Here is a 23,204-nt window from a genome sequence, read left to right on the forward strand (position 1 = left end):
CCCTTCATTTCTTCATCGATGTTCATCATTTGGCAAAGAACTGTAGGCGGAAGAATCAAATCGGATTATCGTTTCTCCAGCACCCTGACGTGGAATACATTCCCTGTCCCAGAACTCGATGAAGCTACTTAGAAGCGCATCATCAAGGCTGGGCAGAAAGTCCTCGATGCGCGGGCATTACATCCAGAGCGCTCGCTAGCTGAGCACTATAACCCGCTGGCCATGGCACCACAACTGGTGAAGGCGCATGACGTGCTCGACCGGGAAGTGGATAAAGCAATGGGAGCGCCTCGCAAGCTCACTTCGGAGCGCCAACGCCTAGAGATTCTGTTCGCCAACTATGCGCGGCTTATAAGAGGTTAATTATCTAGTTTGACGGGGATTTAAATGAGACGCTTGGGGGTTTATACATAGATAGCGATAGGCAATACGGTGATTGAAGGTCCTTCTACACTTGTCTTGAAATCGAGATCCAGCAGTTGGTGAGTGTCTGCCTCTTCGGCTAAAGGGCGGAGGATTTCATCTAGAGCTTCCACCTGCAGTCGGCTAAGCAGTTTGTTTCTCTCCAGGATTGGGACATTCTCTCGAATAGGGGAAATGACTTTGCCCAGAACGGTAAATCTTCCATCTAGTAGCCGATCGAAATCTTTGGATTTGAAATACTCCTTTTCGCAGACGGTAACAGCGGTCAGCGAGTGTTGGCCTGCCCCAATTGAGGCATAGAATTCTTTAGTTTCGGAACCGCGGAAATCCATTCTTATAGCAGAGGTAATGTCTGCTGCAAGTGCCGCCTGGTTCTCCGCCCTAGCGTCATAGATTTCTCTAATACCGCTGATTTTCTCTACTGGGATCTGGGTATCTGCATTAGAAGCTTGCTCTCTAAGGGTGTCTATCTCTTCAAGCCCTTTGGAGCGGTGGATATATCGAGTTATAGCCGCAGTTAACTCAGGGGTAAGGATATCGAGGATGGCGTTAGCCTCGTTAGCTTCAAAGCTAGCCTCAAATTCAATAAAATCTCCCACTTGGAGTTCCGAGGCGCTTTCTGAGTTTTCTACCCGAGTTATTAGCTCCTGCCGTCGAAGTTCGGATCGGGCTTGGTCTAGAAAAAATTCTTGGGAATAAACGAATTTTTGGTGGCGGGTTGTAGCGACTTCCTCACTATTTGATTGAGAGTGTGTATAGCTCCCTTGTGCACCGAGGTTGATTAGCCAGGGAAACACGTTAGCTTTTGCGGCAATTGCGGCCTGTTTCTCGGACCCGTCGCCTTTCCCTGTGGTCGAATTGTTTTCGAACTCGGTAGCTTCCAGTAGTCCTGCTTTGTAAATCTCTTGGATGATGCCAGAGACGAAATCTGCGTTTTGGTAAATGACCACAGTTGGGAGGGAGGGGGTGAGATGTGGGGGATGACTATCCATGTACTAGGCCTATCACATGGGGAAGGCCTGCTTTTTTAGAAACGCAGTGAGGGCAGAAACCGTTCCCCAATTCACTCGCCCTCTGGGGTCTGACAATGAAGATCATCAGATGTCTTATGAAGCGTCCTGGGTTTAGTTCCGCTTCTTCTACTACCCCCAAGGCCCGTGGACGTCAGTGGGGGAAGTTGAGTTGGCGACCTTGCGGTGGGTGCATTGGTAAAACACCAAGCGTCTTCACGAAGCGTTGGACTACGCCACCCCGCAGGAAGTAGAAATCGAGTACCATCGCACCCAGCCCGTCAATACGGGGTAGTAGAAGAAGCGGAACTAAACCCAGGACGCTTCAGCGCCGTGAAAACCGCGAACTAAAACGAGCAAACGGGATTCTTAAGACAGCTTCGGCTTTTTTCGCAGCGGAACTCGACCGACCCACGACCAAATGATCTCCTACATCGACGCGTACAAAGATCAGTTTGGGGTCGAGGCCATCTGCAGAGTTCTAAAACAGGCAGATCGTGGATTCATCACCTCTCGTGGCTACCGCAAGGCGACCACTCGTGTTCCCAGCGCAAGGACCTTAAGCGATAGCCTGCTTATCCCAGAGATACAGCGTGTGCATGCGGAGAATTTCTCGGTCTACGGCATCCGCAAAATGTGGCACGCGATGAACCGTGAAGGCTTTCATATCGGCCGCGATAAGACTGCACGACTGATGAAGCTAGCAGGTGTTTCCGGCCGCCGACGTGGGCGAACCCCTGTGACAACGATTAGCCCGAAGACACCGGATCATCGCCCGGACCTTGTGTGCCGAAACTTCCGTGCGCAGGCACCAGGCAGGTTGTGGGTTGCCGACATTACCTACGTTCGCACCCTGTCAGGATTCGCCTATACCGCGTTTGTCGTGGATGTATTCAGCCGAAAAATTGTTGGTGTTGCTACACGCTCGACGATGCGTACCGATGCGCTGCCCATGGAGGCTTTGGAGCATGCGTTAACGACTGCAGGACGAATCCATGGAAACCAGTTAATTCACCATAGTGATCGGGGCAGCCAGTATGTGTCACTGAAGTATTCCACTGCGCTAGCGGAATCCGGAATCCGTCCGAGTGTGGGAACAGTCGGCGATTCTTATGACAATGCTCTAGCCGAAACAGTCAATGGTCTCTACAAGGCTGAACTGATTCATGCCCGGGGCCCGTGGACGTCGGTCGGAGAAGTCGAATTGGCCACCTTGCGGTGGGTGCATTGGTGGAACACCAAGCGGCTTCATGAAGCTTTGGACTACGCTACCCCACAGGAAGTAGAAACCGAGTACTATCTCACCCAGCCCATCAACACAGGGCCGTAAAAGAAGCGGAACTAAACCCAGGACGCTTCAGTGCGCACCCCTACCCCACGCTCCTGAAGGTCATGGATCAGGTTGAGAGTGTCACGGACGGTGCGGCCCAGCCGGTCGAGGGTGTGGACGACAATGACATCTCCCGCGCGGGCTTGCTGGAGTCCGGGCCGATTCGTGGTGGATCCGGATTTCTTGTCGACGTAGATGTATTTATCCGCAACATCTTCTTTACGGAGCGCGTCGATCTGACGGTCGAGGTCTTGTTTTGCGGTGGAAACCCGGGCGTTACCAATATCCATGACCCACAGCGTGCCGGAAGTCTATTCTGCAGCAGGTTTTGCGAGTCAATTCGTTGGAATAGCTTGTGGAACAGTCCTCTCCTGGGGCTGTGTATTTTCAATTGGTTTCATTAAGGGTGTCTCACTTCCTTGGAAGTGGGACACCCTGATCGGTACGTGGGCCGCCACTGGCCTGGGCCGGAAGCTGCCGGCAATAGCCCTCACCTTTAAATCACGTCGGGAACACCGCCAACTAGGCGGCCGCTTCCTTCCTGCGCAGTGAAGGCCTCAGCCTGAAAGTGCAGACGACCTCTAGCAACAACGCCATCCCATGTTGAAGTTAGTTCAGCAACAACTGTATAGTTCAGCACATGCTGACTATTGCTTCTCGACTAGACGTGATGAACCGGTTGGGTCGGGCCATGGCGGATCCGACTCGTTCCCGCATTCTCCTGGCGCTGCTGGAGGGACCGGCCTACCCGGCCGCTCTCGCCCAGGATCTGGAACTGACGCGCTCGAACGTGTCGAACCATCTCGCTTGCCTGAGGGACTGCGGAATTGTTGTCGCCGAACCGCAGGGGCGACAGACCCGCTACGAGATCGTTGATGCTCATCTGGCGCAGGCGTTGAACGCGTTGCTGGATACCACCCTGGCCGTCGATGACAACGTCGAATGCATCGACGCCGGATGCGCCGTACCTGGGTGTGTCACTGGACAGGAGAGTGCGTAGTGGTAACCGGTCTACTGTCGGCGATTGGTCTGTTTATCGCCACCAATATCGACGACATCATTGTGCTCTCGCTGTTTTTTGCCCGCGGGGCGGGGCAAAAAGGGACCACGCTTCGGATTCTGGCTGGGCAGTACCTCGGCTTCATGGGCATCCTCGCGGCCGCAGTCCTGGTCATGCTGGGGGCAGGAGCATTCCTACCTGCTGAGGCGATCCCGTACTTCGGACTAATTCCCCTGGCCCTGGGACTATGGGCGGCCTGGCAGGCTTGGCGAAGCGATGATGACGACGATGATGATGCGAAGATCGCCGGGAAAAAGGTGGGTGTGATGACCGTCGCCGGTGTGACGTTTGCCAACGGTGGCGACAATATCGGCGTCTACGTTCCGGTCTTCCTCAACGTGGACACTGCCGACGTCATCATCTACTGCATCGTTTTCCTCGTCCTGGTGGCAGGCCTGGTCCTGCTGGCAAAGTTCGTGGCCACCCGCCCGCCCATCGCAGAAGTCCTTGAGCGCTGGGAGCACGTGCTGTTCCCGATCGTCCTGATCGGCCTGGGCATCTTCATCCTCATCAGCGGCGGCGCCTTCGGCCTCTAATAAGCCCATCCCGAGTGAACTGACCCCCATTTTCTGGACTGGGTTAATTCTAAATGGTTAGGGTCTTTGCGGGGGCCTGGTTCCGATACTGCATCGGGGCCAGGCCCTTGAATCGTTCTTGGAGGGTGCTGTTGCAAAGTTGGGCGGAGAGCAGCGAAGACTCAGTTTCTCATCCCCTGATGACCGCTGCGTGTGGGCGTTGTTAGGCCGTCTCGAAGACTCGATTGACGATCACCGCGTCTGGGTTCGGTTGCCCGTGAGGGCAAACATCGTGCCTTGCCCTTTCCGCAAGGAGTGCATCGCCTCCATCCCTTTCAACGTCCGATATGCAGATGTCCGGTTCTTAAACGCGCCTTTCGGCCCGAGGATCCGCTTCAGCCGACCATGGTCGCCTTCCAGGATGTTGTTGAGGTATTTCACCTGCCGGTGTTCCGCTGTTGGCGGGCAGATTCCCTCGGACTTCCACTCGGCGATTGCCCTGGCTAGGGAGGGTGCTTTATCTGTGTTGATCACTCTGGGATACCCGGCTGACGCATTGGATCTGACGGCCTTGGCCAGGAAACGCTTCGCTGCGGCCACGTTCCGCTTCGGAGAGAGGTAAAAAGTCCAGGGTCTGGCCACCGGCGGCGATCCCCCGATAGAGGTAGCACCACCTGCCGCCGACCCGGATATAGGTTTCATCCACCCGCCAGGAACTGGCCTGTGGGCAGAGACAAAGCCCTGGAATGAACTCCTGTCACCAGGGTCATTCCAGGGCATATTTCCCCTGACTAAGAGAAGCAGTGACACAGAAGGCCTACCTCAGCGTGGGCCCTGTGGGCGTGCAGGTTCCGTGTGTGGCTGGTGTGCTGTGGCATGGTCGGCAGCGATTGATGACCGACCTTGGAGCGGGTGCCTTGTCTGGTCTCGCGGTTCAGGGTGGGTGGACTATTCGGCGGGTTGGATCTCGCTCTCGGTGACCCACTTGTGGTTGGTCATCGTCATCCCGTCGACGGTGATATCAACCATGTAGACCGTCTCCTCGGTGGAGTAATCGATGGTGGCCTCAGCACCCTTCATGCCGGACATGTGCTCGGCATCTAGGACAACGCTCGCCCCGTCGGGCAGGGGGGCCTGACCCGGATCGACGAGCTCCTCATGGACGACCCAGCGGTGGTCGGTAACCGGGGCCCCACCCTCGGTGGGGGTGTAGCTGACCGAATAGGTCGTGGTATCAAACGCCCCGGAAATGGTGGCGGTGGCCCCATCCATGCCGGGCATGTGGTCAGCGGTGAGGATGACCTCGGTGCCCACCGGGTACGTGGGATCCTCGGCCTCTTCAATGCCTGCCGGCGGTGCCCCGCCGTCGGCAGGGTGGTCGTGCCCGCCGTGCTCTTCGTCGGCAGTGGTGGAGTCTTCCTGGTGGGTCTCGTGGGTCTCTGCGGTTGCCGTCGTGGTGCTGGTGGTGTCGGCATCGTCGGAGTTGTCGGCGGCGTCGCTGCAGGCGGTCAGCGCCAGGGTGGAGGTCAGTACCAAGGCGGCGAGGGTAATGCTGCGTTTCATGAGTGTTCCTTTCAAAGGTGGTGTGAGTTAGGAGTCGAGGGACAAGGTCAGTCAGTAACGGTTACGGGGGATATCGACTCACTGTGTTCTTCCTTCCCGTCGGTCGGAGCCAGGTGAGCCGGCTCCAGATCAATGCGGCGCAACAGCTGGGCGTTCAGGGCCACCACGATGGTCGAGGCAGACATCAAGATCGCGCCCACGGCCGGGGACAGCACGAACCCGATCGAGGCGAGCACTCCGGCGGCCAGCGGCACGGCGAGGATGTTGTAGCCAGAGGCCCAGATCAGGTTCTGGATCATCTTGCGGTAGCTGGCCTGGGACAGCTCAATCATCGACAGCACTGCCCGCGGGTCATCACTGGCTAAAACCACCCCGGCAGATTCCATGGCCACATCCGTGCCGGCACCGATGGCGATACCGACCTCCGCGCGGGTCAGAGCGGGGGCGTCATTGACACCATCACCGACCATGGCCACGCTCAGGCCACGCTCCTGTAACTGGGTGACCTTGGTGTCCTTGTCCTGGGGCAGGACCTCGGCGAAGACTTCATCGATCCCCAGGTCCTTGCTCACTGCCTGGGCCACCTGCTGCGCGTCACCGGTGATCATCGCGACCTTCACCCCGCGGTCCTGCAGGGCTTTGACGGCGGCGCGGGATTCGGGGCGGATCTTGTCCTCGACGGCCACGGCACCGATGATCTGACCGTCGCGGACAATATGGAGCACGCCGGCCCCACGCCCGGTCCAGGCGCTGGTGGTGTCGGTGAGCTCGGCCGGGGTGGTGAGGTTGAACTCGCGCAGCATGTTCGGCCCACCCACGAGGATCTCAGCGCCATCGACAGTGGCCCGGACCCCGCGGCCGGAGGCGGCGGTGAAACCGGTTGCGCGCAGTGGGCGGCGTGAGGCCTCCGGGTGTGCGGCCGCGGCAGCCACGATGGCGCGGGCCACGGGGTGTTCACTATCGGCCTCGGCGGCGGCGGCCAGGGCCAGCAGGTGCCCTTCCGAAGTACCGGGCACCGGGGCGACACCGGTGACCGCGTGCGCACCCTCGGTCAGGGTGCCGGTTTTGTCGAAGAGCACCACGTCGATGGTGCGCATCCGCTCGAGCGCCATCCGGTCCTTGATGAGCACCCCGGATTTCGCGGCCCGCTCGCTGGAGATCGCAATGACCAGAGGAATCGCCAGGCCCAGGGCGTGCGGACAGGCGATGACTAGCACCGTAACCGTGCGCACCACGGCATCGTCTGGGCTGCCGATGGTGGTCCACACCACCGCGGTGATCAGAGCGGAGATCAGCGCGAACCAGAACAACAACGCTGCCGCCCGATCCGCCAGGGCCTGGGCCCGGGAGGAGGACTCCTGGGCGTCGGCAACCATGCGTTGGATCCCGGCCAGGGCGGTGTCCCCGCCGGTAGCCTCCACCCGGATGCGGACGGTGTTGTCGGTGGCCACGGTACCGGCGACCACCTTGTCACCGGTGTCGCGGAAGACGGGACGGGATTCGCCAGTGATCATCGCCTCATCGAATTCGGCGGCTCCGTCGAGGATGGTTCCGTCGGCCGGCACTCGGGCACCGGCCCTCACCAGCACGACGTCGTCGACGACCAGCTCGGAGATGGCCACGGTGCGGGTAGTCCCGTCGATGACTTTCTCGGCCTCATCCGGCAGCAGGGCAGCCAGCGCGTCAAGCGCGGAGGACGCGGCCCCGAGAGCGCGCATCTCCAGCCAGTGCCCCAGCAGCATGATGGTCACCAGCAGGGCCAGCTCCCACCAGAAGTCCAGCTCAAAACCGCCCAGCCCCAGAGTGGTGACCCAGGAGGCCACAAACGCCACGGTGATGGCCATGGCGATCAGGAGCATCATCCCGGGTTGGCGGGATTTCAGTTCTTTCCATCCGCCCTTGAGGAAAGGCATTCCGCCGTAGACGAAGATGATCGTGCCCAGCACCGGGGGGATCCAGGTGGAACCAGGGAATGCCGGGAGGTGGTAGCCGAGCAGGTGGGCGACCATGGGACTGAAAATAACGACGGGAATGGACAGAATCAGCGACCACCAGAAGCGGCCCCGAAACATTGCGGTGCTGTGTCCGGCGTGTTCGCCGTGACCATGAACGTGGTGGTCTTCGTCCAGGGCGGAGTGAGGGTGATCGTGGGGCATCGCCTGGCCGTGGGAGTCGGCATCTGCGTGGTGTTCATGGCTGGCATGATCCGGGTGGTGGGTGTGGTCTGTTTCCGGAGCGGGGTGATCACCATGGTGATCACCGGAATGGTGGGGAGTGCTCATGACGTTCCTTTCGCTCAACCCGGTCGGGGTCGAGATGATGGGTAAAACCGATCAGGATAAGACGGTGTAGCCGGCCTCCTCGATGGCCCGGCGAACCATCTCCGGAGGTACGACACCGGTGACCGTGACGGTGGAAACACCACCAGCAGCGAGATCAATCTGGACGTCGTCGACCTGGGGGAGGGTCTGAAGGGCCTGGGTCACGCTTTTCGCGCAGTGCCCGCAGGTCAGGCCGGTGACCTGGTAGCTAGGGGAGGACCCTCCTGCTGACGAGTCGCTGGCGGCAGGGATGGAGGCGGTGTCGGCACGTGAGGCAGGTCCGCAACAGCTGCAGCCGTGGGAGGCCATCGGCAAGAGGCGGGGCGGGGAGGTGATCATGGGAAAGCTCCTACGAGTCGGTGGGATGCGGTGATGTCACTCTAGCGTATACCCCCCGGGGGTATATTTTCAATGGGTGGGGGCGCGGCTCTCACGCGGCGCAGGGTGTGGTCATCGAGCAGCCTCCTCACTGTCGGGAGGGGACAGCGGGAGGCGGAGGGCAAACACCGCTCCGCGACCGGGTCCGGGGGAGGTGGCGGTGAGAGTGCCACCGTGGGCCTCGATCAATGCCTTGGAGATGGTCAGACCGATACCGGACCCGCCGTCGTCCCGGCTGCGGGCGGCATCCCCCCGGTAGAAGCGTTCGAAGATGTGTCTGAGCTGGTCAGGTGGGATGCCCTCGCCGTCATCGGCGACGTGGATGAGCGCGGTGGACGCCCCCTGTCGGTGGACGCTGATCCGGACCTGCCCGCCAGCCGGGGTGTGCCGTAGCGCGTTCGACAGCAGATTGCTTATCACCTGGCCGAAGCGTTGCCGGTCCACGAACACCCGGGCGGTGTCTGTAATGGTCTCGACCTGTAAATCGACGCCTTTGTCAGCATAAGCTTCCCCCGCGGCAGCAGCGGCGGTATGGAGCAGATCCCCGAGCCCTTCCTCCGCCAGGTCCAAATCGATCCGGCGTTCCTGGGCCCGGGAGACATCGTCGATGTCTTCCATCAACCGGGTCAGGCGGGTGAGTTGGTCAGCCATGATCGTGTGGGTGGCATTATTCCAGTCCACGACCCCGTCCTGGAGACCATCGAGGTAGACCGTGAGCACCGATAAGGGGGTGCCCATTTCGTGGGCCAGATCAGAGAGCATCTGGCGGCGGACCTGTTCGGTGTGTTCCAGCCGGTCGGCCATGGTGTTGAAGGCATGCGCCAGGGTGGTGACCTCGGGGCCTGCTTTTCCGGTGGGCACGCGGATACGGGAGTTGCCGGCCGTCAGGCTGGTAGCGGCGCGGGTGAGATTCTGCAGGGGGGTGCGCAGACGACGCGATAGCCACAGGCTGGCCAGCAGGGCGCTGATCAAGGCGGTGGGCAGGGCGACGACCAGGGTGATCAGGTTGGCGCCCCGGTAGGCCTGCTCGGCATGGAACAGCTCCAGCGAGGGGTCCTCCCGGCCGGTCATCAACATATGATCATGGAATAGGGTCGGGCCCACCATCGTGGCCACGGCCGCGGCCACCAGCAGGCTAATCACCACGACCAACACCTGGGCGGCCAGGAAGCGGAAGGTCAGGCCGGGTCCGTGATTCATGGCAGCCCCACCCGGTAGCCCACGCCACGCACGGTGTCGATAAACCCCCGGCCCTGGGTGTCGGTGCCGAGCTTGCGACGCAAGTTGCCGATGTGGACATCGACGATGCGTTCATCACCGACCCAGGTGGTGTCCCAGACCTCGGTGACCAGGTCGTGGCGGGTCAGCACCTGGCCGGGGCGCAGGGCCAGGGCAACCAGCAGCTCGAACTCCGTGCGGGTGAGCTCCACGGTCGTCTCCCCCACCCGCACCTGATGGGCGACGGGGTCAAGGATGAGGTCACCGACGATCAAGGGGGTGGTCACCTGCGGTGGGGTGGTGCTGGTGCGTGGGCGGCGCAGCACCGCATGCACCCGGGTCACCAGTTCCCGGATGCTAAAAGGTTTGGTGATGTAGTCATCCGCCCCCAAGGTCAATCCGCTGATCTTATCGTCCTCGCTGCCACGCGCGGTGAGCATGAGGATGTAGCAGTCCGAGAAGGTGCGGATCCGTCGGCACACCTCCAGGCCGTCGAGTTCGGGCAGCCCTAGATCCAGCACCACAACATCGGGGGAAAAGCGACGGGCCTCGTCCACGGCCTGGGTGCCGGTGTGCGCCTGGCGGGTATCGAAGCCGGCCCGGATGAGGTAGGAGGCCACCATCTGAGCCAGGGGTTGTTCATCATCGACGACCAGCACCCGCCCCGGGGGTGTGGCGGTGGTCGGTGTGCGGTTAGCCATGGACCCCAGTATCGCTCCGGCCAGAGGGGAATACCACCCTCGCTCAGTGCCCGGCGGGGAAATCTTCATCAAATCTTCAAACATCACCCTTCGACCGCCGTCACCCCTGTGCCCCACCCCGGGCCGGCGGCATCGCCTCCCCTGGTCGGTTCAGCAGGCGCCACCAGGGATTTCACTGCCTGCACCGCATACTCGGGGCGGGTAGAAGGACATCGCCCACGGTTGTGGGGTGGTGTCCTGGTGGTGACCCAGCCCACCGAATTCACCCCTTTTTCGCCCTGTTATAAGGCCGTGAGCAGGGTTTTTGATTTCTAGTCCGTCAGGCACCCGTGCTAAATAAAGGTATGGCATCGACCTTGAGGCGGTGTCTTCTCACGGTCTTACCATGATTCAAGGAGATTGACGTGAAACGAGCAGCGTTCGCAGCCGCCGCCCTTGCCCTCGCCCTCACGGGGTGTTCGGCCGCCGACCCGGAACCCACCGCCGACGGGACGGTGTCCCAGGATACATTCCTGGCTACCCATGGCCTGGCCGCCATGGACGCGGTGGAGATCATTGATCACCTCGACCGGCAGAAGGTCACTGAGCGTCCCACGGATCTGATCGCTTCAGTGCGTGCCGATGAACTGCTGCTCTCGAGCGATGACCAGGAAGTCGTGGTCGATCTTCCCGACAATCAGACGTATGTCTCGATCGCACCCTATCTCACCTCCACCCACGACTGCTTCTACCACAGCCTCACGACCTGCCTGGGGGAACTCGACAATGAGGATATCCAGGTCACGATCACCGATGAGGTGAACGGTGAGGTGCTGGTGGACGAGGCGACAACCACCTTCGACAACGGGTTTATTGGCTTCTGGCTTCCCGATGATGCCACCGGCCTGATTGAGGTCAGCTACCAGGGGCGTACCGGCACCGTGGAGTTTTCCACCGCCGACGACGGTGCCACCTGTGTCACAGACCTGCACCTGACGTGATGGCTCAGCAGGGTCCTCACCTGCGCCTGTCTCCCGTGTCACTGAAATCTAACACCAAGGAAGGTTAAATCATGATGAACGGATTTTCCCGACGACAGTTTCTGCTCGGCGGGCTCGTCCTCGCCGGCACCGGGGCCGTGGCCGCCTGCACCAGCGACCCTGGACCCGCTGCCTCGGCACCAGGTTCCTCTCTTCGCCCCACTCCCACCCCCACTGCGCTCGGTGAGCCAACGGTGCGCCGGACACTGACCGCCCGGCCCCTCTCTCTAGATATCGGCGGTATCGAAGCCAAGACGTGGGGATACGTCTCTGACACCGGGGATGCGGCCATTGAGGCCACCGCCGGCGACGTCCTCCAGGTCGATATCATCAATGAACTGCCTGAGAGCACCTCCATCCACTGGCATGGCATCGCACTCCACAATGCAGCCGACGGTGTGCCCGGCATGACCCAGGACCCCATTGAACCTGGCGAGTCTTTCTCCTATGTTTTTGAAGTCCCCCACGGTGGCACCTACTTCTACCATTCCCACTCCGGCCTGCAGCTTGATCGCGGCCTCCACGCCCCACTGATCGTCCGTGATCCGCAAGACGCTGAGGACCAGGACGTCGAGTGGACCATCGTGCTCGACGACTGGGTCGATGGCATTCAGGGCACTCCCGACGATGAGCTCGACAAGCTCACCGGAATGGGTTCGGGCGACCATAACGGGAAGGAGGGGATGGGAGGTCACGGCCATATGATGCACGGCACCCCGGACCGGGTACTGGGCGGGGATGCCGGCGATGTGATGTATCCGCACTACCTCATCAACGGACGTATCCCCCGTGCTCACCGGACCTTCGAGGCTCGCCCGGGCGACAAGGCCCGCCTGCGGTTTATCAACTCCGGCGGTGACACCATCTTCAAGGTGGCCCTCGGTGGTCACCGCATGACCGTCACCCACACCGACGGCTTCCCTGTCCAGCCCCGGGAGACCGAATCGATCTACCTGTCGATGGGCGAGCGTGTCGACGTCGAGGTCATCCTCGGCGACGGCATCTTCCCGCTCACGGCTTTGACGGTGGGTAAGGACGACCGCGCCTTCGCCGTCATCCGCACCGCCGGCGGCCAGGTCCCCCACCCCGATGTCGACTTCCCCGAGTTGTCGTCCACCGGACTGCTTCTGTCCTCCCTGAAGCCAGCAGACCGTGCACTCCTGCCCGAGGACACACCAGACCGAGAAGTCAGCATCGACCTGGGCGGGCAGATGATGCCGTATGAATGGAGCATTCTCACCGACGGCCAATCCTCCTCCGCGACCGTGCAGGGGGGCCAGCGCCTGCGGATGGTCATGCGCAACAGGACCATGATGCCCCATCCCATGCACATCCACGGCCACACGTGGGCGCTGCCCGGCAGCGGCGGGCTACGCAAGGACACCGTCCTTCTCCGCCACGGTGAAACCATGATCGCCGACCTGATCGCTGACAACCCCGGTGAGTGGGCATTTCACTGCCATAACGCCTATCACATGGAAACCGGGATGCTCAGCTCGCTTCGCTACGAGTAACCCCCACAGCAGGGTTGAGTGCCGAGGTGGGCGGGGTGTCCCCCCGAGTAGTGGACACGGCTTTGGTGTCAGGGTTGAGCAATGTGTGCCAGGAGTCGACGGGATTGAAGTATGCGTCAGCGCGCACGGCAGCAAGTTCAATGATGCGGTCGTAGCGCTTGTTAAAGCCGGTGGTTTCGGTATCAATGACCGCAAAGACCGACATGCCCGCCTAAACGCTATCGAACACTGCAAACAACGTGGATTTCTTTGGATAGCCACACTGTGGGGTTACCCGCAAATCGTGGATAGCCACAAATCAAATCAACATGAGAGCCATTGCTTGCTGTGCCGTTGCCGAAGATGCTTTCAACAACGATCTCCAAGGTGTCCCCATCAGGCAAGGAAATATCTGTAAGGAAAGACTTTTCTAGGTTGAGGATGCCGCCTCCAGTTTCTGAAAGCAGCATATTCTAATCACCAGGTAGCTTTTTGCCAAGCTTGTCTTCGATCTCAAGGATGTGCTGATCGCTTGCCGGCTGTGCAGTGTACTCAAAAAAGCTGGCGTAGTTTTTCATGATTACCCTTTAACAATTCGTAACGGACCTGACCCCTTTTAGGTGGACACCTGCTATCCAGCCTAGTCGGGCTAGGAAGAAAGGTAATCTACCATCATGTCCAGGTACTCCGAACAGTTCAAACGCGATGCTGTGGCTCTCTATGAGAACAATGAGGACCTCTCGCTGAACGCAGCATCAGCAGAGCTTTGAAGCACTCACATACGCTACACTGACCAAAGGAGCATAGCTAACCCCCGACGTGTCCACTTTCCGGGGTTCAGGCCCGTACACCAAGGGCCAGGCGAGCCGGACGCCACGATCAGCTCGTCGTGATCCGCAGGTAGTCGACGCAGCGCTCCAAGCCTGATCTGTCAGCGCGGGAGCGGGCAGAGAGCTTTCGAGAAACTCCTTATCTACGGTGCCGATCATCTCGCGCTGGCGGGCCAGGTTCTGGTCGGCACTGAAGACACGGATATAGGAAAATCTCTGACCCACAGCGTATACCTCGGGGTTACCGGCCAGGCGGAGATTACTTGACGGTCATGCCAAATGAGTCCGCGATGGTCCGGGCGGTCTGCTTGGCGTAGGGGCCTACCCCGGTGAGCGTGGCGGATCCGGGGCCGGTCCAGTCGCCGTAACCGACCAGGTGCAGGCCCGGGTATTTTGGGGTCGTGCCGTCCAGGAGCCGGCGCACCGGCCCGAGGGACGGCCGAAACCCGGTACACCAGATCAGATGATCGGCCCGTACTTCGTTGAGGGAGTTAAACATCGGCGTCGCCGCCAACCATCCGGCGTCGCGGGCAGCGCGCACCTCAGGCAGCACGACAATGTCGCCGAGCTCCGAGTCGGCCCCCGGATCGGTCTCGCCGCGCTGGACGGCCAGGGCGCGTTGCCGGTTCCGGCGAAACAGCACCCGCCCGTCGACCTCATCGGGCATCCACCGTGGTGGATGGCGGGTATACCAGGTGACTTCGGCAACACCGGTGAGTTCGGCGGCGATCTGCGCGGCGGAGTTCGCCGCCCCCACCACAGCCACGGTCGACCCCCGGAAGGGGCCCACCCCGGGATAGTTTGCCGAATGCCACTGCGTGCCGGTAAACAATCCCGGGTATGCCGGGACGAAGGGAGTAGACCAGGTACCGGTGGCGGCTACGACATGGGGAGCCGTCCACGATCGATCACCGGCGTAGAGGCGGTAGCCTCCATCCTCCCGGTCGACGCGGTCCACGTGCACGGGGCGCTCGACGGGGATCCGGTAGCGCTGCTCATAGTCAGCAAGGTAGTCGATGACATGGTCCGACGGTGGGAACCCCTCGTAGGCTGGCATGGGCTTGCCCGGCAGGCTGGAAAACTCTGCGGTGGAAAACAACGTCATCGACGGCCACACATGCCGCCACGCCCCACCGGCACCCTCTTGATCGTCGAGGACCAAGGCGTCCACGCCTGCTCGCAGCAGGTAGTAGGCGGTGGACAGGCCCGCCTGGCCACCGCCAATAATGATCGCCTCGAAGTGTTTGCTGGTCACGTGTGTGATCGTCTCCTTCTCGTCGGTGGTGGGTCAGTCCATCTGCAACACGGTGCGCAGCTCCGCGAACAGCTCCGGGCGCACCTGATGGGTCACCGTCCGACCGACCCGGACCTTGTCCAATAACCCGGCCTCGGTCAACCGCTTCAGGTGGTGCGACACGGTCGGCTGACTCAACCCCGACGTCTCTGTCAGCTCCCCGACGCTGGCCGGGCCGCAGCCTTCGGCCGCTAACTGCGATAGCAAACGCAGGCGGGCAGGATCGGCCAACACCTTGAACAACGTGGCGTAGCGCTCGGCCTCACCACTGGTCAAGGGGCCAGCACCCAGTGAGCAACAGGCGGACAAGTCCGCCAGCGGGAGAGTCTGCGAGAATGTCATACCAACCATCCTATATTGACAACCTTCAATATAAAGGCTACTTTTTGTATTGATGCTTGTCAATATTGTGAAAGGCTCGTATGAATATGAATGTTGATAACCGCCCACGCATGACGATTTTGGACCGCTTCCTGCCGGTCTGGATCATTCTCGCCATGGCCGCTGGCCTACTCATCGGACGGGTGGTCCCCGGTATTGGTGACGCCTTGGGCGCTCTGGAGGTCGGTGGGATTTCCCTGCCGATAGCGCTTGGCCTCCTGGTGATGATGTATCCGCCGCTGGCGAAGGTTCGCTACGACAAGGCCGTCGAGATCGCCGCCGATAAACGCCTGATGACGGTGTCCATCGTCCTCAACTGGCTGGTCGGTCCGGCTTTCATGTTTGCCTTGGCCTGGATCTTCCTGCCAGATCAGCCGGAACTGCGCACCGGGTTGATCATCGTCGGCCTGGCTCGGTGTATTGCGATGGTGCTCGTCTGGAGTGATCTGTCATGTGGTGACCGGGAGGCCACGGCCGTCCTGGTGGCGATCAACTCGGTGTTCCAAGTCATCATGCTCAGCGTACTCGGCTGGTTCTACCTCCAGGTCCTGCCGGCCTGGCTGGGCCTGGAGACTACCTCGGCCGAATTTTCCTTCTGGTCGATCGTGGTTTCCGTGCTCGTATTCCTTGGCATCCCGCTGGCCACCGGAATGGCCTCCCGGATCATCGGTGAAAAAACCAAGGGCCGTGCCTGGTACGAAAACACCTACCTGCCGAAGATCTCCCCGCTGGCACTGAGCGGCCTGCTCTATACCATCGTGCTGCTGTTTTCCCTGCAGGGCGAGCAGATTACCTCCCAGCCGTGGACCGTGGCCCGCGTGGCTGTGCCGCTGTTGGCTTACTTCGTCGGCATGTTCGCCATCGCACTGATTGCGACGAAGGCGTCGGGAATGAATTACGCTCAGTCGGCGTCTGTGTCGTTTACGGCCGCGGGCAATAACTTCGAGCTGGCTATCGCCGTGGCTATCGGCACCTTCGGGGCGACCTCCGCACAGGCGCTAGCCGGCACGATCGGCCCGTTAATCGAAATCCCGGTGCTTGTCGGCCTAGTCTACACCATGCGGTGGCTGGGACCGAAACTCTTCCCCCAGGATCCGACCCTACCCGTATCCTCGACACCGTCCTCGCAGGCTGCTGTATCCGAGAAGGAGACCTTCACCTCATGAGCACCCACCCAACAGTTCTGTTCGTCTGCGTCGGCAACGGCGGAAAGTCCCAGATGGCCGCAGCCCTGGCCGCTAAGCACGCCGGTGACCGGATCGAGATCCACTCCGCCGGCACGACACCCGGCACGAAGCTCAACACCCAATCCGTCGAGGTCATCGCAGAGGCCGGCGCCGACATGTCCGCAGGCCACCCTAAGGGTGTAGATCCACAGCTGTTGCGCGAGGTCGACCGCGTGATCATCCTGGGAGGTGATGCCCAGCTGGAGCTACCCGACGGTGCCCGCGGTACGTGCGAGCGGTGGGTGACTGACGAGCCGTCCACGCGCGGTATCGAGGGGATCGAGCGCATGCGCCTGGTCCGTGACGACATCGACACCCGGGTACGCAGGCTCATCGCCGAGCTGCTTGAGAACTAATCACCCCACCCCACATCAACGACCCCGCGCGATTGTCACGCGGGGTCGTTGGTGTCTGCACCGGCTGTCAGCTCCTCGTCCGAGAGCCAGACACGCTGGTAGAGACCGGATGTGTCGGGTTAGGACGTAGCCTGCGGGTGCTGCTCCTCCTGGTCACTGGTGGTCTCAGTGGTGTCGGTGTCGTCGTCGGCGACGATCTCGACCCCGCAGCAGTCGGAGGTGGAGTTTTTCTTGGTAAACAGGTCCTTGAAACCCATGAGAGTGTGTCCTTTCGGTAGGGGTACGTGGTTTAGAGGATGATCGTCATCGCGTAGCCGGCCAGCATGGCCGCCAGCAGAATGGTGATCACGAAGGTGGCCAACAGTTTCGGCTTGAACACTGCCGCCAACATCGAGATTTCCGGTGGCGAGGCCCCCGCCCCGCCGATCATCATCGCGAAGATCGGGCCGATGGCCACCCCGGCACCCGATAAAGCCAGGGCGACCGGCAGCATCGTCTCCAGTCGGACATACAGCGGGATACCGATCACCGCAGCCAGTGGAATCAGCCACCAGACGTTTCCACCGGCCATAAATCTCAGGCCGTCTTCGGGCACGACCCCGTAGATGAATGCACCGATGGTCACGCCGATGATCATCGGAAGTCGCATGGGGCGAAGGTCGTCCCATGCCTGACGGATCGCTGCCGGGGTTTCTTGTTTGATTCCACGCCACGGGGTCCCGTCCAGCTGGTGCCCGCCCTTGACCTTGACCTTGCGCAGCTGGTCTTCCATGCCCAGCGCGGTCCAGGCCCAGGGTGCTCCCAGCGCCAGCAGCACCATGATCACCGCGTAGCTGATCGCGACCTGCCAGGAAAGGGTCAGCCAGATCCCGCCGACGATAACCGGGTTGAGCAGCGGCGAAGCGATCAGGTAGGTCACGGTGGTACGAAAGGCCACCCCGGCTTTGAGCATGCTGACAAACATCGGGATCGTCGAACAGGAACAAAACGGAGTGATCGCCCCCAATGCCAGTCCCTTGACCTGACCGGGAACCGCTCCACCAGCCATCCAGCTCTGCAACCGCTCCGGGCCGAAGCGCCGGTTGATCAACGCGACCGCATAGGATATCACCAGAAACAGCAGGAGCAGTTCGACCAGGAGGGTAGCGAACGTGCCGAGCGCGCTAATCAGCATCAACGACCTCGTTTCTCAGGGAGGTGTCCGTGCAGCAGGCGCGTTGTCCCTCCGGCGTCAACGTCGCCAGGTGCGCCAGCCAGCGCACCGGATCAGCCAGCTGAGCACAACACACCGAATTCAGCGTGGCACGACCCGTCGGCTCCGAGTCCACCAGTCCGGCCTTGCGTAGAGCAGCCAGATGATGGCTAACCAATGCCTGACTCATCCCGGTGGCCTCATGGAGCTGGCGGTTGGTCATCGACTTCTCCGCCAAGGTGAGCAGGATCGTCAACCGGTTTTCATCCGACAGCGCGGACAGTGTGGGTACGAGTAACTGGGCCCGCTCGGCGGGACTGAGATCCGACGCGGGGATGGATAAGGAAATCTCTGTAAGCACACTCCGATGTTAACAAGCGAGTACTTGTATTTCAAGCGATGGTTTAAACGTCGGAAAGGGGCCCCTTCCGGCCTTTCCCGAACGCCTCACTTTCAAGGAAGTGGGACACCATCAATGACAATGGATTGAAAATACACAGTCCCAGGAGGAGTATTTCCCACAAGTCATGCCACAACCATGTCCCATAATGTCCGCTACAGAATAGACTTCCGGCACTATTCTGGTTATGGATACTGGCTACGCTCGGGTGTCGACCGCGAAACAGGATCTTGACCGACAGATCGACGCTCTGCGCCAGGAAGGTATTGCCAGCAAATACATTTACGTTGATAAGAAATCCGGATCCACCACCAACTGAAGCGTCCTGGGTTTAGTTCCGCTTCTTTTACGGCCCTGTGCTGATCGGCTGGGTGAGACAATACTCGGTTTCTATTTCTTGTGGGGTGGTGTAGTCCAATGCTTCGTGAAGTCTCTTGGTGTTCCACCAATGCACTCACCGCAAGGTGGCTAGTTCGACTTCCCCCACCGATGTCCACGGGCCTTGGGCGTGAATGAGTTCAGCTTTGTAGAGTCCGTTGACTGTCTCCGTCAATGCGTTGTCGTAGGAGTCGCCGACTATTCCGACACTCGGGCGGATTCCGGATTCCGCTAGCGCGGTGGAACACTTCAGTGACACGTACTGGCTGCCCCGATCGCTATGGTGTGCCAGCTGGTTTCCATGGATTCGTCCTGCAGTCGTTAACGCATGTTCCAATGCCTCCATGGGCAGCGCATCGGTACGCATCGTCGAGCGTGTCGCAACACCAACAATTTTTCTATTGAAGACATCCACAACAAACGCGGTGTAGGCGAATCCTGACAGGGTGCGAACGTAAGTAATATCAGCAACCCAAAGCCTGCCTGGTGCTTGTGCACGGAAGTCTCGTTGTACAAGATCCGGGCGATGATCCGGTGTCTTCGGGCTGATCGTGGTGACCGGAGTTCGCCCGCGTCTGCGGCCGGAAACACCTGCTAGCTTCATCAGACGTGTGGTCTTGTCACGACCGATATGAAAGCCTTCACGGTTCATCGCGTGCCACATTGTGCGGATACCGTAGACCGAAAAATTCTTAGCATGCACGCGTTGAATCTCTGGGATAAGCAGGCTATCGCTTAACGCTCTCGCACTGGGAACACGTGTGGTGGCTTTTCGGTAGCCGCGTGAGGTGATGAATCCACGATCTGATTGTCGAAGCGCTCTGCAGATGGCCCCAGGCCCCAAACTGATCTTTATACGCGTCGATGTAAGAGATCATGTGGTCGTGGGTCGGTCGAGTTCCGCTGCGAAAAGCTGAAGTAGTCTTGAGAATCCCGTTTGCTCGTTTCAGTTCGCGGTTTTCTCGACGCAGGCGCCCCAAGTTCTTCTTCCATTGTTTCGCTATCCGGCGCTTTGCGGCCGTCTCGTGTAGAGGCGCTGTCGCGGTACCACGCCCGCAATGTGTGGCGTGATGCATCGAGGAGCTCACCGACTTCCTCGTAGGCGCGTTGTAGTGAGCAGGACTCCAAGCGGACCATTTCGATGACCTGATGGACCGCCTACTCCTTGAGCTCGACGGAATATTTTCTAGGCCTAGTGTCTTGTCCTTGCTTAGCTGAGAAAGGACCTAAACTCAGAACGCTTCAGTATGTTAATTAATCTAGCTGACCAAAAGCTCGGGCAAGAGTGAGAGCGAGGACGGTTCTATCGGAAGCCTTCATCTTGCGCAGTAGGACGGACACATGGTTCTTTACGGTGCCTTCGGCCAAGTAGAGAATTTCAGCGATTTCCTTGTTGTTCTTTCCTTCCGCAACAAGGGTCGCGACTTTGCGCTCTGCACGCGTCAAGGTGGTGACTCCCTCCACGGACGCAGGCTTTTTAGATGATGGACTGCAGCACGCGTTTGTTGGTCGGTGCAGCATGCGGGCAATACGGGGATCGAGGACGATGCCGCCGCTGGCGGCGGCATCGATCGCTTCCGCGAGATGATTGGCATCAATGTCTTTGAGTAGATAGCCTGCAGCACCAGCATCGATGAGTGAGCGGACCAGTGTGGCGTCGTCGAAGGTGGTGAGAACCAGTACGGGAACATGAGGGTAATGGGTCGCACACTCGCGTACGACAGCGAGCCCATCGAAGTCAGGCATGACCGCATCAGTGACAACAATGTCGGGTGCAAAAGCATCGATAAGCGAGCTCACCTCTTTTCCATTAGTAGTAGTTGCGACGACCTCGCACTCGTCGATGGTGTCGAAAATTAAGGCGAGACCGCGGAGAAGCAGCTCATGGTCATCGATGAGAATTACTCGGTTAGTCATACGTTGATCTGTCCTTCTGTTAGCAGCTAGTCACAGGCAGTTCGATACTGAGAAGAAACCCATCAGCAATTCCCCCGTGCCCCGAAACGAGGACTCGTCCGCCAAGCGCTCCGGCGCGTTCTTGTAGCGAGCGAATACCAAAGCCAGCCTGCGAGTCATCAGAACCTGGGCCGTTGTCGGAAACCGACATAGTGATGACGTTGAAATCGCTGTCAAAACTCACGGACATGCGTGCCGTGGTGGTGCTTGCACTGTGTCGGACCACGTTGGTTAAGGCCTCCTGTGCCGCAGCGAGAAGAATATTCTCCACGGGAGGTGTGAGTTCTGGGGCGTTTGATGCTACTTCTACCTCAACGGTCAGTGCGGTAGAAGAAAAGGAGTTTCCCAACGCAGTCAGTGCGTCATAAAACCCTTCGGATTCTAAACGAATAGGGTGGAGAGCCCGCACGACAGTGCGCATATCGTCGAGAGTGGCAATTGTTGTATTGCGCGCATGAGCTATCTCTTCGGCGGCACGTTCTGGGTTCTTCGCTATCATGCGTTGGGAAAAATCCAAGCTCATGCTGATGGCCGTGAGCCGATGTCCTAAACCATCATGCAAAGCTGCTGCAATGCGTCCGCGTTCTTCAGAGAGCGTGAGCTCCCGGGCGGTCTCGATAGAGCGCCGTAGCTGTTCATTTGCGACGGCGAGTTCTGCAGCCCGATGGGTCTTCTCTACAGCATCGGTGGCTGCCGTACGGGCAAGGCGTGCAAGAAAGACACCGATTGCTATCAGCGAGAACGACGCTAGAGCTTCGGTAATGATTCTGCCAAGGCTAGAACCGGAGACGACATGGATTCCGACTACGGCTAAAACAGGGAACAGACCGTAGATGATTCCAGCACGCAACGACTGGACAATGACTACGGCCACGACCCCAAGCCAGATTACTACCAGCGAGGACGAGTTATTTGCGGTGAGGAATACAACTAGGGCTGACGCAGCGAAGCACCACGTAGCCGCAGTGAGAGGCAGGCGCTTTTTTACCGCGTGCGACCACCAGATTTCAGTGCCAAGGAAAAGCGTCAGGGCTACGAGTTGAGGGATCATCGCCTGGGGAGTATCCCAGCGAACAATAGCCAGAATCATAAACACCGCTACTGGGCTGAGGAAAGCTAGAAAAGGCTGCGCAAGTATGGCGACGTCGTAGGTCGACGCAACATACGTGGATGGAGCAATGTAGCGAGCTCGGGAAGGCATAGGGCTAATCCTAGATCACCCGACCCATGACGTGGGTCATGTTTTCAGCGACCTGAAGTAATGACTGGAGACACTTAAAAACAGCTCATAGTAGCTGTAATTTTCCTGACATGAACAAACCTCAATTACCTCTTTCCCCACGTCTTCCATTGAACTGGTGGGGACTCTTGGTTCGCATCGTTGCCGCATTCGTCATACTTATGGCCTCTAATATGGTGCGTGTTCCGTTGCACCAGCTTCCCATCGCGAGGCGAGACGACGCTGTGGGTATCGGAGCTAATGCTGCTATCTTTCTGCTGACCCCCCTCGCTGTCGTGATCATGCTGTGGGGATGGTTGCGGTTTGTCGAGCGGAGAAAACTGCGAGCTATCGGGCTTCTCGATATCTCGAAAATCCTCCCTGGGATTCTCGGTGGCACGGCTGTCGTCGCAGTACCGATGGTAGTTGGCTGGGTTTTCTTATCTGCTTTCTCGGAGCCTGTGGCACAGCACGATGCAGACCCCAGCACTGCTCCAGTGGGAGTGATAGTGGCAGGTGTCGTCTTTGTTCTAGTACGTTCTTATTTCCTGCAAGGGATTCCAGAGGAATTGATTTATCGTGGATGGCTGTTTTCTACTACAGATGAGCGACCCGTATTCACGGTAGTGTGGACGACCTTGGCTTTCACTGTTCCGCACCTCTCCTCCTCGGGTGGGCAGCAAAGCACAACAGATTTTCTCTTATACCTCGTTCTTCCCTTAGGCATGGCGGTTCTCGCCGGCGCGGTGGTTGTGTGGAAGAAAAGCGTGTGGTGGGCGGCCGGTACACATGGTGGCATGCACGCGGTGATGACCGTGTTGGGAGGCCTCGTTCCCGTCGTCCTAGATTCGACGGCGTGGATCATACTCGGCGTGACGCAGCTTGTTACGGGGTTTGCCCTACTGGCGTGGTGGCATTCGAGAAAGAAGAGGCCTTAGATT

22 protein-coding genes and 6 pseudogenes are annotated in these 23,204 nt (G+C 59.6%); 10 read left to right on the forward strand and 18 right to left on the reverse strand.

Annotation, left to right across the window (positions count from 1 at the left end; genetic code table 11):
* Window positions 1-6: 6 nt before the first annotated feature.
* Window positions 7-363, forward strand: a pseudogene (locus tag ACEE23_RS04305) (type IIL restriction-modification enzyme MmeI); the annotation flags it as partial.
* Between the two features lie 41 nt (window positions 364-404).
* On the opposite strand, the gene ACEE23_RS04310 reads toward ACEE23_RS04305, so the two are convergent.
* A complete protein-coding gene (locus ACEE23_RS04310; protein WP_368521716.1) occupies window positions 405-1,373 on the reverse strand; it encodes a DUF6414 family protein in 969 nt (322 codons plus the stop codon).
* A 389-nt stretch (window positions 1,374-1,762) separates the two neighbouring features.
* Between ACEE23_RS04310 and ACEE23_RS04315 the strand changes: the two are divergent.
* A pseudogene (locus ACEE23_RS04315) lies at window positions 1,763-2,763 on the forward strand (IS3 family transposase); the annotation flags it as partial.
* 23 nt (window positions 2,764-2,786) lie between these two features.
* Here ACEE23_RS04315 and ACEE23_RS04320 read toward each other — a convergent pair.
* Window positions 2,787-3,053, reverse strand: a pseudogene (locus ACEE23_RS04320) (recombinase family protein); the annotation flags it as partial.
* Window positions 3,054-3,403: 350 nt separating this feature from the next.
* Here ACEE23_RS04320 and cmtR point away from each other — a divergent pair.
* The gene (cmtR, locus tag ACEE23_RS04325; protein WP_035106074.1) at window positions 3,404-3,763 is read left to right on the forward strand and encodes a Cd(II)/Pb(II)-sensing metalloregulatory transcriptional regulator CmtR; all 360 of its coding nucleotides are present in this window, start codon (window positions 3,404-3,406) and stop codon (window positions 3,761-3,763) included.
* A complete protein-coding gene (locus ACEE23_RS04330) occupies window positions 3,721-4,359 on the forward strand; it encodes a cadmium resistance transporter (RefSeq protein ID WP_197418401.1) in 639 nt (212 codons plus the stop codon). The genes cmtR and ACEE23_RS04330 overlap by 43 nt, the downstream gene beginning before the upstream one ends.
* Before the next feature lie 202 nt (window positions 4,360-4,561).
* Here the strand turns inward: ACEE23_RS04330 and ACEE23_RS04335 are convergent.
* The 6 genes and pseudogenes from ACEE23_RS04335 to ACEE23_RS04360 form a co-directional block, all read right to left on the reverse strand.
* Window positions 4,562-5,062, reverse strand: a pseudogene (locus ACEE23_RS04335) (IS6 family transposase); the annotation flags it as partial.
* A 224-nt stretch (window positions 5,063-5,286) separates the two neighbouring features.
* Complete coding sequence (locus ACEE23_RS04340; protein ID WP_046453122.1) at window positions 5,287-5,901, reverse strand: YdhK family protein; 615 nt, start codon at window positions 5,899-5,901, stop codon at window positions 5,287-5,289.
* A 47-nt stretch (window positions 5,902-5,948) separates the two neighbouring features.
* Window positions 5,949-8,183: a copper-translocating P-type ATPase gene (locus ACEE23_RS04345; RefSeq protein ID WP_368521717.1), complete on the reverse strand. Its 2,235-nt coding sequence runs from the start codon at window positions 8,181-8,183 to the stop codon at window positions 5,949-5,951.
* Between the two features lie 51 nt (window positions 8,184-8,234).
* Window positions 8,235-8,561 carry a heavy-metal-associated domain-containing protein gene (locus ACEE23_RS04350; protein WP_238801655.1) on the reverse strand — a complete coding sequence of 109 codons (327 nt, stop codon included), beginning with the start codon at window positions 8,559-8,561 and terminating at the stop codon, window positions 8,235-8,237.
* A 111-nt stretch (window positions 8,562-8,672) separates the two neighbouring features.
* The gene (locus ACEE23_RS04355) at window positions 8,673-9,800 is read right to left on the reverse strand and encodes a sensor histidine kinase (protein ID WP_368521718.1); all 1,128 of its coding nucleotides are present in this window, start codon (window positions 9,798-9,800) and stop codon (window positions 8,673-8,675) included.
* Complete coding sequence (locus ACEE23_RS04360) at window positions 9,797-10,519, reverse strand: response regulator transcription factor (protein WP_448871320.1); 723 nt, start codon at window positions 10,517-10,519, stop codon at window positions 9,797-9,799. Before ACEE23_RS04360 ends, ACEE23_RS04355 begins: the two co-directional genes overlap by 4 nt.
* 404 nt (window positions 10,520-10,923) lie before the next feature.
* Between ACEE23_RS04360 and ACEE23_RS04365 the strand changes: the two genes are divergently transcribed.
* Window positions 10,924-11,499, forward strand: coding sequence for a CueP family metal-binding protein (locus tag ACEE23_RS04365; protein WP_368521441.1), 576 nt, complete (start codon window positions 10,924-10,926; stop codon window positions 11,497-11,499).
* Window positions 11,500-11,570: 71 nt separating this feature from the next.
* Window positions 11,571-13,052 carry a multicopper oxidase domain-containing protein gene (locus ACEE23_RS04370; RefSeq protein ID WP_448871318.1) on the forward strand — a complete coding sequence of 494 codons (1,482 nt, stop codon included), beginning with the start codon at window positions 11,571-11,573 and terminating at the stop codon, window positions 13,050-13,052.
* Here ACEE23_RS04370 and ACEE23_RS04375 read toward each other — a convergent pair.
* The 4 genes from ACEE23_RS04375 to ACEE23_RS04390 all read right to left on the reverse strand — a co-directional run bounded on the left by ACEE23_RS04375 (window position 13,030) and on the right by ACEE23_RS04390 (window position 15,497).
* A complete protein-coding gene (locus tag ACEE23_RS04375) occupies window positions 13,030-13,257 on the reverse strand; it encodes a 3'-5' exonuclease (protein WP_052292422.1) in 228 nt (75 codons plus the stop codon). The genes ACEE23_RS04370 and ACEE23_RS04375 overlap by 23 nt on opposite strands.
* A 13-nt stretch (window positions 13,258-13,270) precedes the next feature.
* Window positions 13,271-13,501: a hypothetical protein gene (locus ACEE23_RS04380; RefSeq protein ID WP_368520592.1), complete on the reverse strand. Its 231-nt coding sequence runs from the start codon at window positions 13,499-13,501 to the stop codon at window positions 13,271-13,273.
* A 619-nt stretch (window positions 13,502-14,120) separates the two neighbouring features.
* Complete coding sequence (locus ACEE23_RS04385) at window positions 14,121-15,116, reverse strand: ArsO family NAD(P)H-dependent flavin-containing monooxygenase (RefSeq protein ID WP_368521443.1); 996 nt, start codon at window positions 15,114-15,116, stop codon at window positions 14,121-14,123.
* A 33-nt stretch (window positions 15,117-15,149) separates the two neighbouring features.
* Window positions 15,150-15,497: a metalloregulator ArsR/SmtB family transcription factor gene (locus ACEE23_RS04390; protein WP_368520591.1), complete on the reverse strand. Its 348-nt coding sequence runs from the start codon at window positions 15,495-15,497 to the stop codon at window positions 15,150-15,152.
* A gap of 86 nt (window positions 15,498-15,583) precedes the next feature.
* Here ACEE23_RS04390 and arsB point away from each other — a divergent pair, with 86 nt between their 5' ends.
* Together arsB and ACEE23_RS04400 are read left to right on the forward strand one after the other, a co-directional pair.
* On the forward strand, window positions 15,584-16,702 hold the full coding sequence (gene arsB, locus ACEE23_RS04395) for an ACR3 family arsenite efflux transporter (RefSeq protein ID WP_448871315.1): 1,119 nt from the start codon (window positions 15,584-15,586) through the stop codon (window positions 16,700-16,702).
* A complete protein-coding gene (locus tag ACEE23_RS04400; RefSeq protein ID WP_448871313.1) occupies window positions 16,699-17,118 on the forward strand; it encodes an arsenate-mycothiol transferase ArsC in 420 nt (139 codons plus the stop codon). The genes arsB and ACEE23_RS04400 overlap by 4 nt, the downstream gene beginning before the upstream one ends.
* Window positions 17,119-17,237: 119 nt before the next feature.
* On the opposite strand, the gene ACEE23_RS04405 is transcribed toward ACEE23_RS04400, so the two are convergent.
* Genes ACEE23_RS04405 through ACEE23_RS04415 form a run of 3 tightly spaced genes read right to left on the reverse strand, consistent with a single transcriptional unit; the run spans window position 17,238 to window position 18,671 of the window.
* Complete coding sequence (locus ACEE23_RS04405; protein ID WP_169833256.1) at window positions 17,238-17,375, reverse strand: hypothetical protein; 138 nt, start codon at window positions 17,373-17,375, stop codon at window positions 17,238-17,240.
* A gap of 32 nt (window positions 17,376-17,407) precedes the next feature.
* The gene (locus ACEE23_RS04410; RefSeq protein ID WP_448871363.1) at window positions 17,408-18,292 is read right to left on the reverse strand and encodes a permease; all 885 of its coding nucleotides are present in this window, start codon (window positions 18,290-18,292) and stop codon (window positions 17,408-17,410) included.
* A complete protein-coding gene (locus tag ACEE23_RS04415; protein WP_448871310.1) occupies window positions 18,282-18,671 on the reverse strand; it encodes an ArsR/SmtB family transcription factor in 390 nt (129 codons plus the stop codon). Before ACEE23_RS04415 ends, ACEE23_RS04410 begins: the two co-directional genes overlap by 11 nt.
* Window positions 18,672-18,897: 226 nt before the next feature.
* Here ACEE23_RS04415 and ACEE23_RS04420 point away from each other — a divergent pair.
* Window positions 18,898-19,026, forward strand: a pseudogene (locus tag ACEE23_RS04420) (recombinase family protein); the annotation flags it as partial.
* Window positions 19,027-19,056: 30 nt separating this feature from the next.
* Here the strand turns inward: ACEE23_RS04420 and ACEE23_RS04425 are convergent.
* The 3 genes and pseudogenes from ACEE23_RS04425 to ACEE23_RS04435 form a co-directional block, all read right to left on the reverse strand.
* Window positions 19,057-20,225: pseudogene (locus ACEE23_RS04425) on the reverse strand (IS3 family transposase).
* Between the two features lie 117 nt (window positions 20,226-20,342).
* Window positions 20,343-21,005 (reverse strand): response regulator transcription factor, encoded by a 663-nt coding sequence (locus ACEE23_RS04430; RefSeq protein WP_368520587.1) that lies wholly within the window; start codon window positions 21,003-21,005, stop codon window positions 20,343-20,345.
* A 19-nt stretch (window positions 21,006-21,024) separates the two neighbouring features.
* Entirely contained in the window at window positions 21,025-22,245 is a 1,221-nt protein-coding gene (locus ACEE23_RS04435; protein ID WP_448871308.1) for a sensor histidine kinase, read from the reverse strand.
* 110 nt (window positions 22,246-22,355) lie between these two features.
* Between ACEE23_RS04435 and ACEE23_RS04440 the strand changes: the two genes are divergently transcribed.
* Window positions 22,356-23,201 (forward strand): CPBP family intramembrane glutamic endopeptidase, encoded by an 846-nt coding sequence (locus ACEE23_RS04440; protein WP_368520585.1) that lies wholly within the window; start codon window positions 22,356-22,358, stop codon window positions 23,199-23,201.
* The last annotated feature ends 3 nt before the right edge of the window (window positions 23,202-23,204 follow it).

It is taken from the genome of Corynebacterium sp. 32222D000AT (genome assembly GCF_053546955.1).

What these genes read in the sequence shown, in the direction of transcription:
- cmtR (WP_035106074.1), top strand. Translation starts at nt 3,404, where the DNA reads ATGCTGACTATTGCTTCTCGACTAGACGTGATGAACCGGTTGGGTCGG.
- ACEE23_RS04330 (WP_197418401.1), top strand. Translation starts at nt 3,721, where the DNA reads ATGCGCCGTACCTGGGTGTGTCACTGGACAGGAGAGTGCGTAGTGGTA.
- ACEE23_RS04340 (WP_046453122.1), bottom strand. Translation starts at nt 5,901, where the DNA reads ATGAAACGCAGCATTACCCTCGCCGCCTTGGTACTGACCTCCACCCTG.
- ACEE23_RS04345 (WP_368521717.1), bottom strand. Translation starts at nt 8,183, where the DNA reads ATGAGCACTCCCCACCATTCCGGTGATCACCATGGTGATCACCCCGCT.
- ACEE23_RS04350 (WP_238801655.1), bottom strand. Translation starts at nt 8,561, where the DNA reads ATGATCACCTCCCCGCCCCGCCTCTTGCCGATGGCCTCCCACGGCTGC.
- ACEE23_RS04355 (WP_368521718.1), bottom strand. Translation starts at nt 9,800, where the DNA reads ATGAATCACGGACCCGGCCTGACCTTCCGCTTCCTGGCCGCCCAGGTG.
- ACEE23_RS04360 (WP_448871320.1), bottom strand. Translation starts at nt 10,519, where the DNA reads ATGGCTAACCGCACACCGACCACCGCCACACCCCCGGGGCGGGTGCTG.
- ACEE23_RS04370 (WP_448871318.1), top strand. Translation starts at nt 11,571, where the DNA reads ATGATGAACGGATTTTCCCGACGACAGTTTCTGCTCGGCGGGCTCGTC.
- ACEE23_RS04375 (WP_052292422.1), bottom strand. Translation starts at nt 13,257, where the DNA reads ATGTCGGTCTTTGCGGTCATTGATACCGAAACCACCGGCTTTAACAAG.
- ACEE23_RS04380 (WP_368520592.1), bottom strand. Translation starts at nt 13,501, where the DNA reads ATGCTGCTTTCAGAAACTGGAGGCGGCATCCTCAACCTAGAAAAGTCT.
- ACEE23_RS04390 (WP_368520591.1), bottom strand. Translation starts at nt 15,497, where the DNA reads ATGACATTCTCGCAGACTCTCCCGCTGGCGGACTTGTCCGCCTGTTGC.
- arsB (WP_448871315.1), top strand. Translation starts at nt 15,584, where the DNA reads ATGAATGTTGATAACCGCCCACGCATGACGATTTTGGACCGCTTCCTG.
- ACEE23_RS04400 (WP_448871313.1), top strand. Translation starts at nt 16,699, where the DNA reads ATGAGCACCCACCCAACAGTTCTGTTCGTCTGCGTCGGCAACGGCGGA.
- ACEE23_RS04405 (WP_169833256.1), bottom strand. Translation starts at nt 17,375, where the DNA reads ATGGGTTTCAAGGACCTGTTTACCAAGAAAAACTCCACCTCCGACTGC.
- ACEE23_RS04410 (WP_448871363.1), bottom strand. Translation starts at nt 18,292, where the DNA reads ATGCTGATTAGCGCGCTCGGCACGTTCGCTACCCTCCTGGTCGAACTG.
- ACEE23_RS04430 (WP_368520587.1), bottom strand. Translation starts at nt 21,005, where the DNA reads ATGACTAACCGAGTAATTCTCATCGATGACCATGAGCTGCTTCTCCGC.
- ACEE23_RS04435 (WP_448871308.1), bottom strand. Translation starts at nt 22,245, where the DNA reads ATGCCTTCCCGAGCTCGCTACATTGCTCCATCCACGTATGTTGCGTCG.
- ACEE23_RS04440 (WP_368520585.1), top strand. Translation starts at nt 22,356, where the DNA reads ATGAACAAACCTCAATTACCTCTTTCCCCACGTCTTCCATTGAACTGG.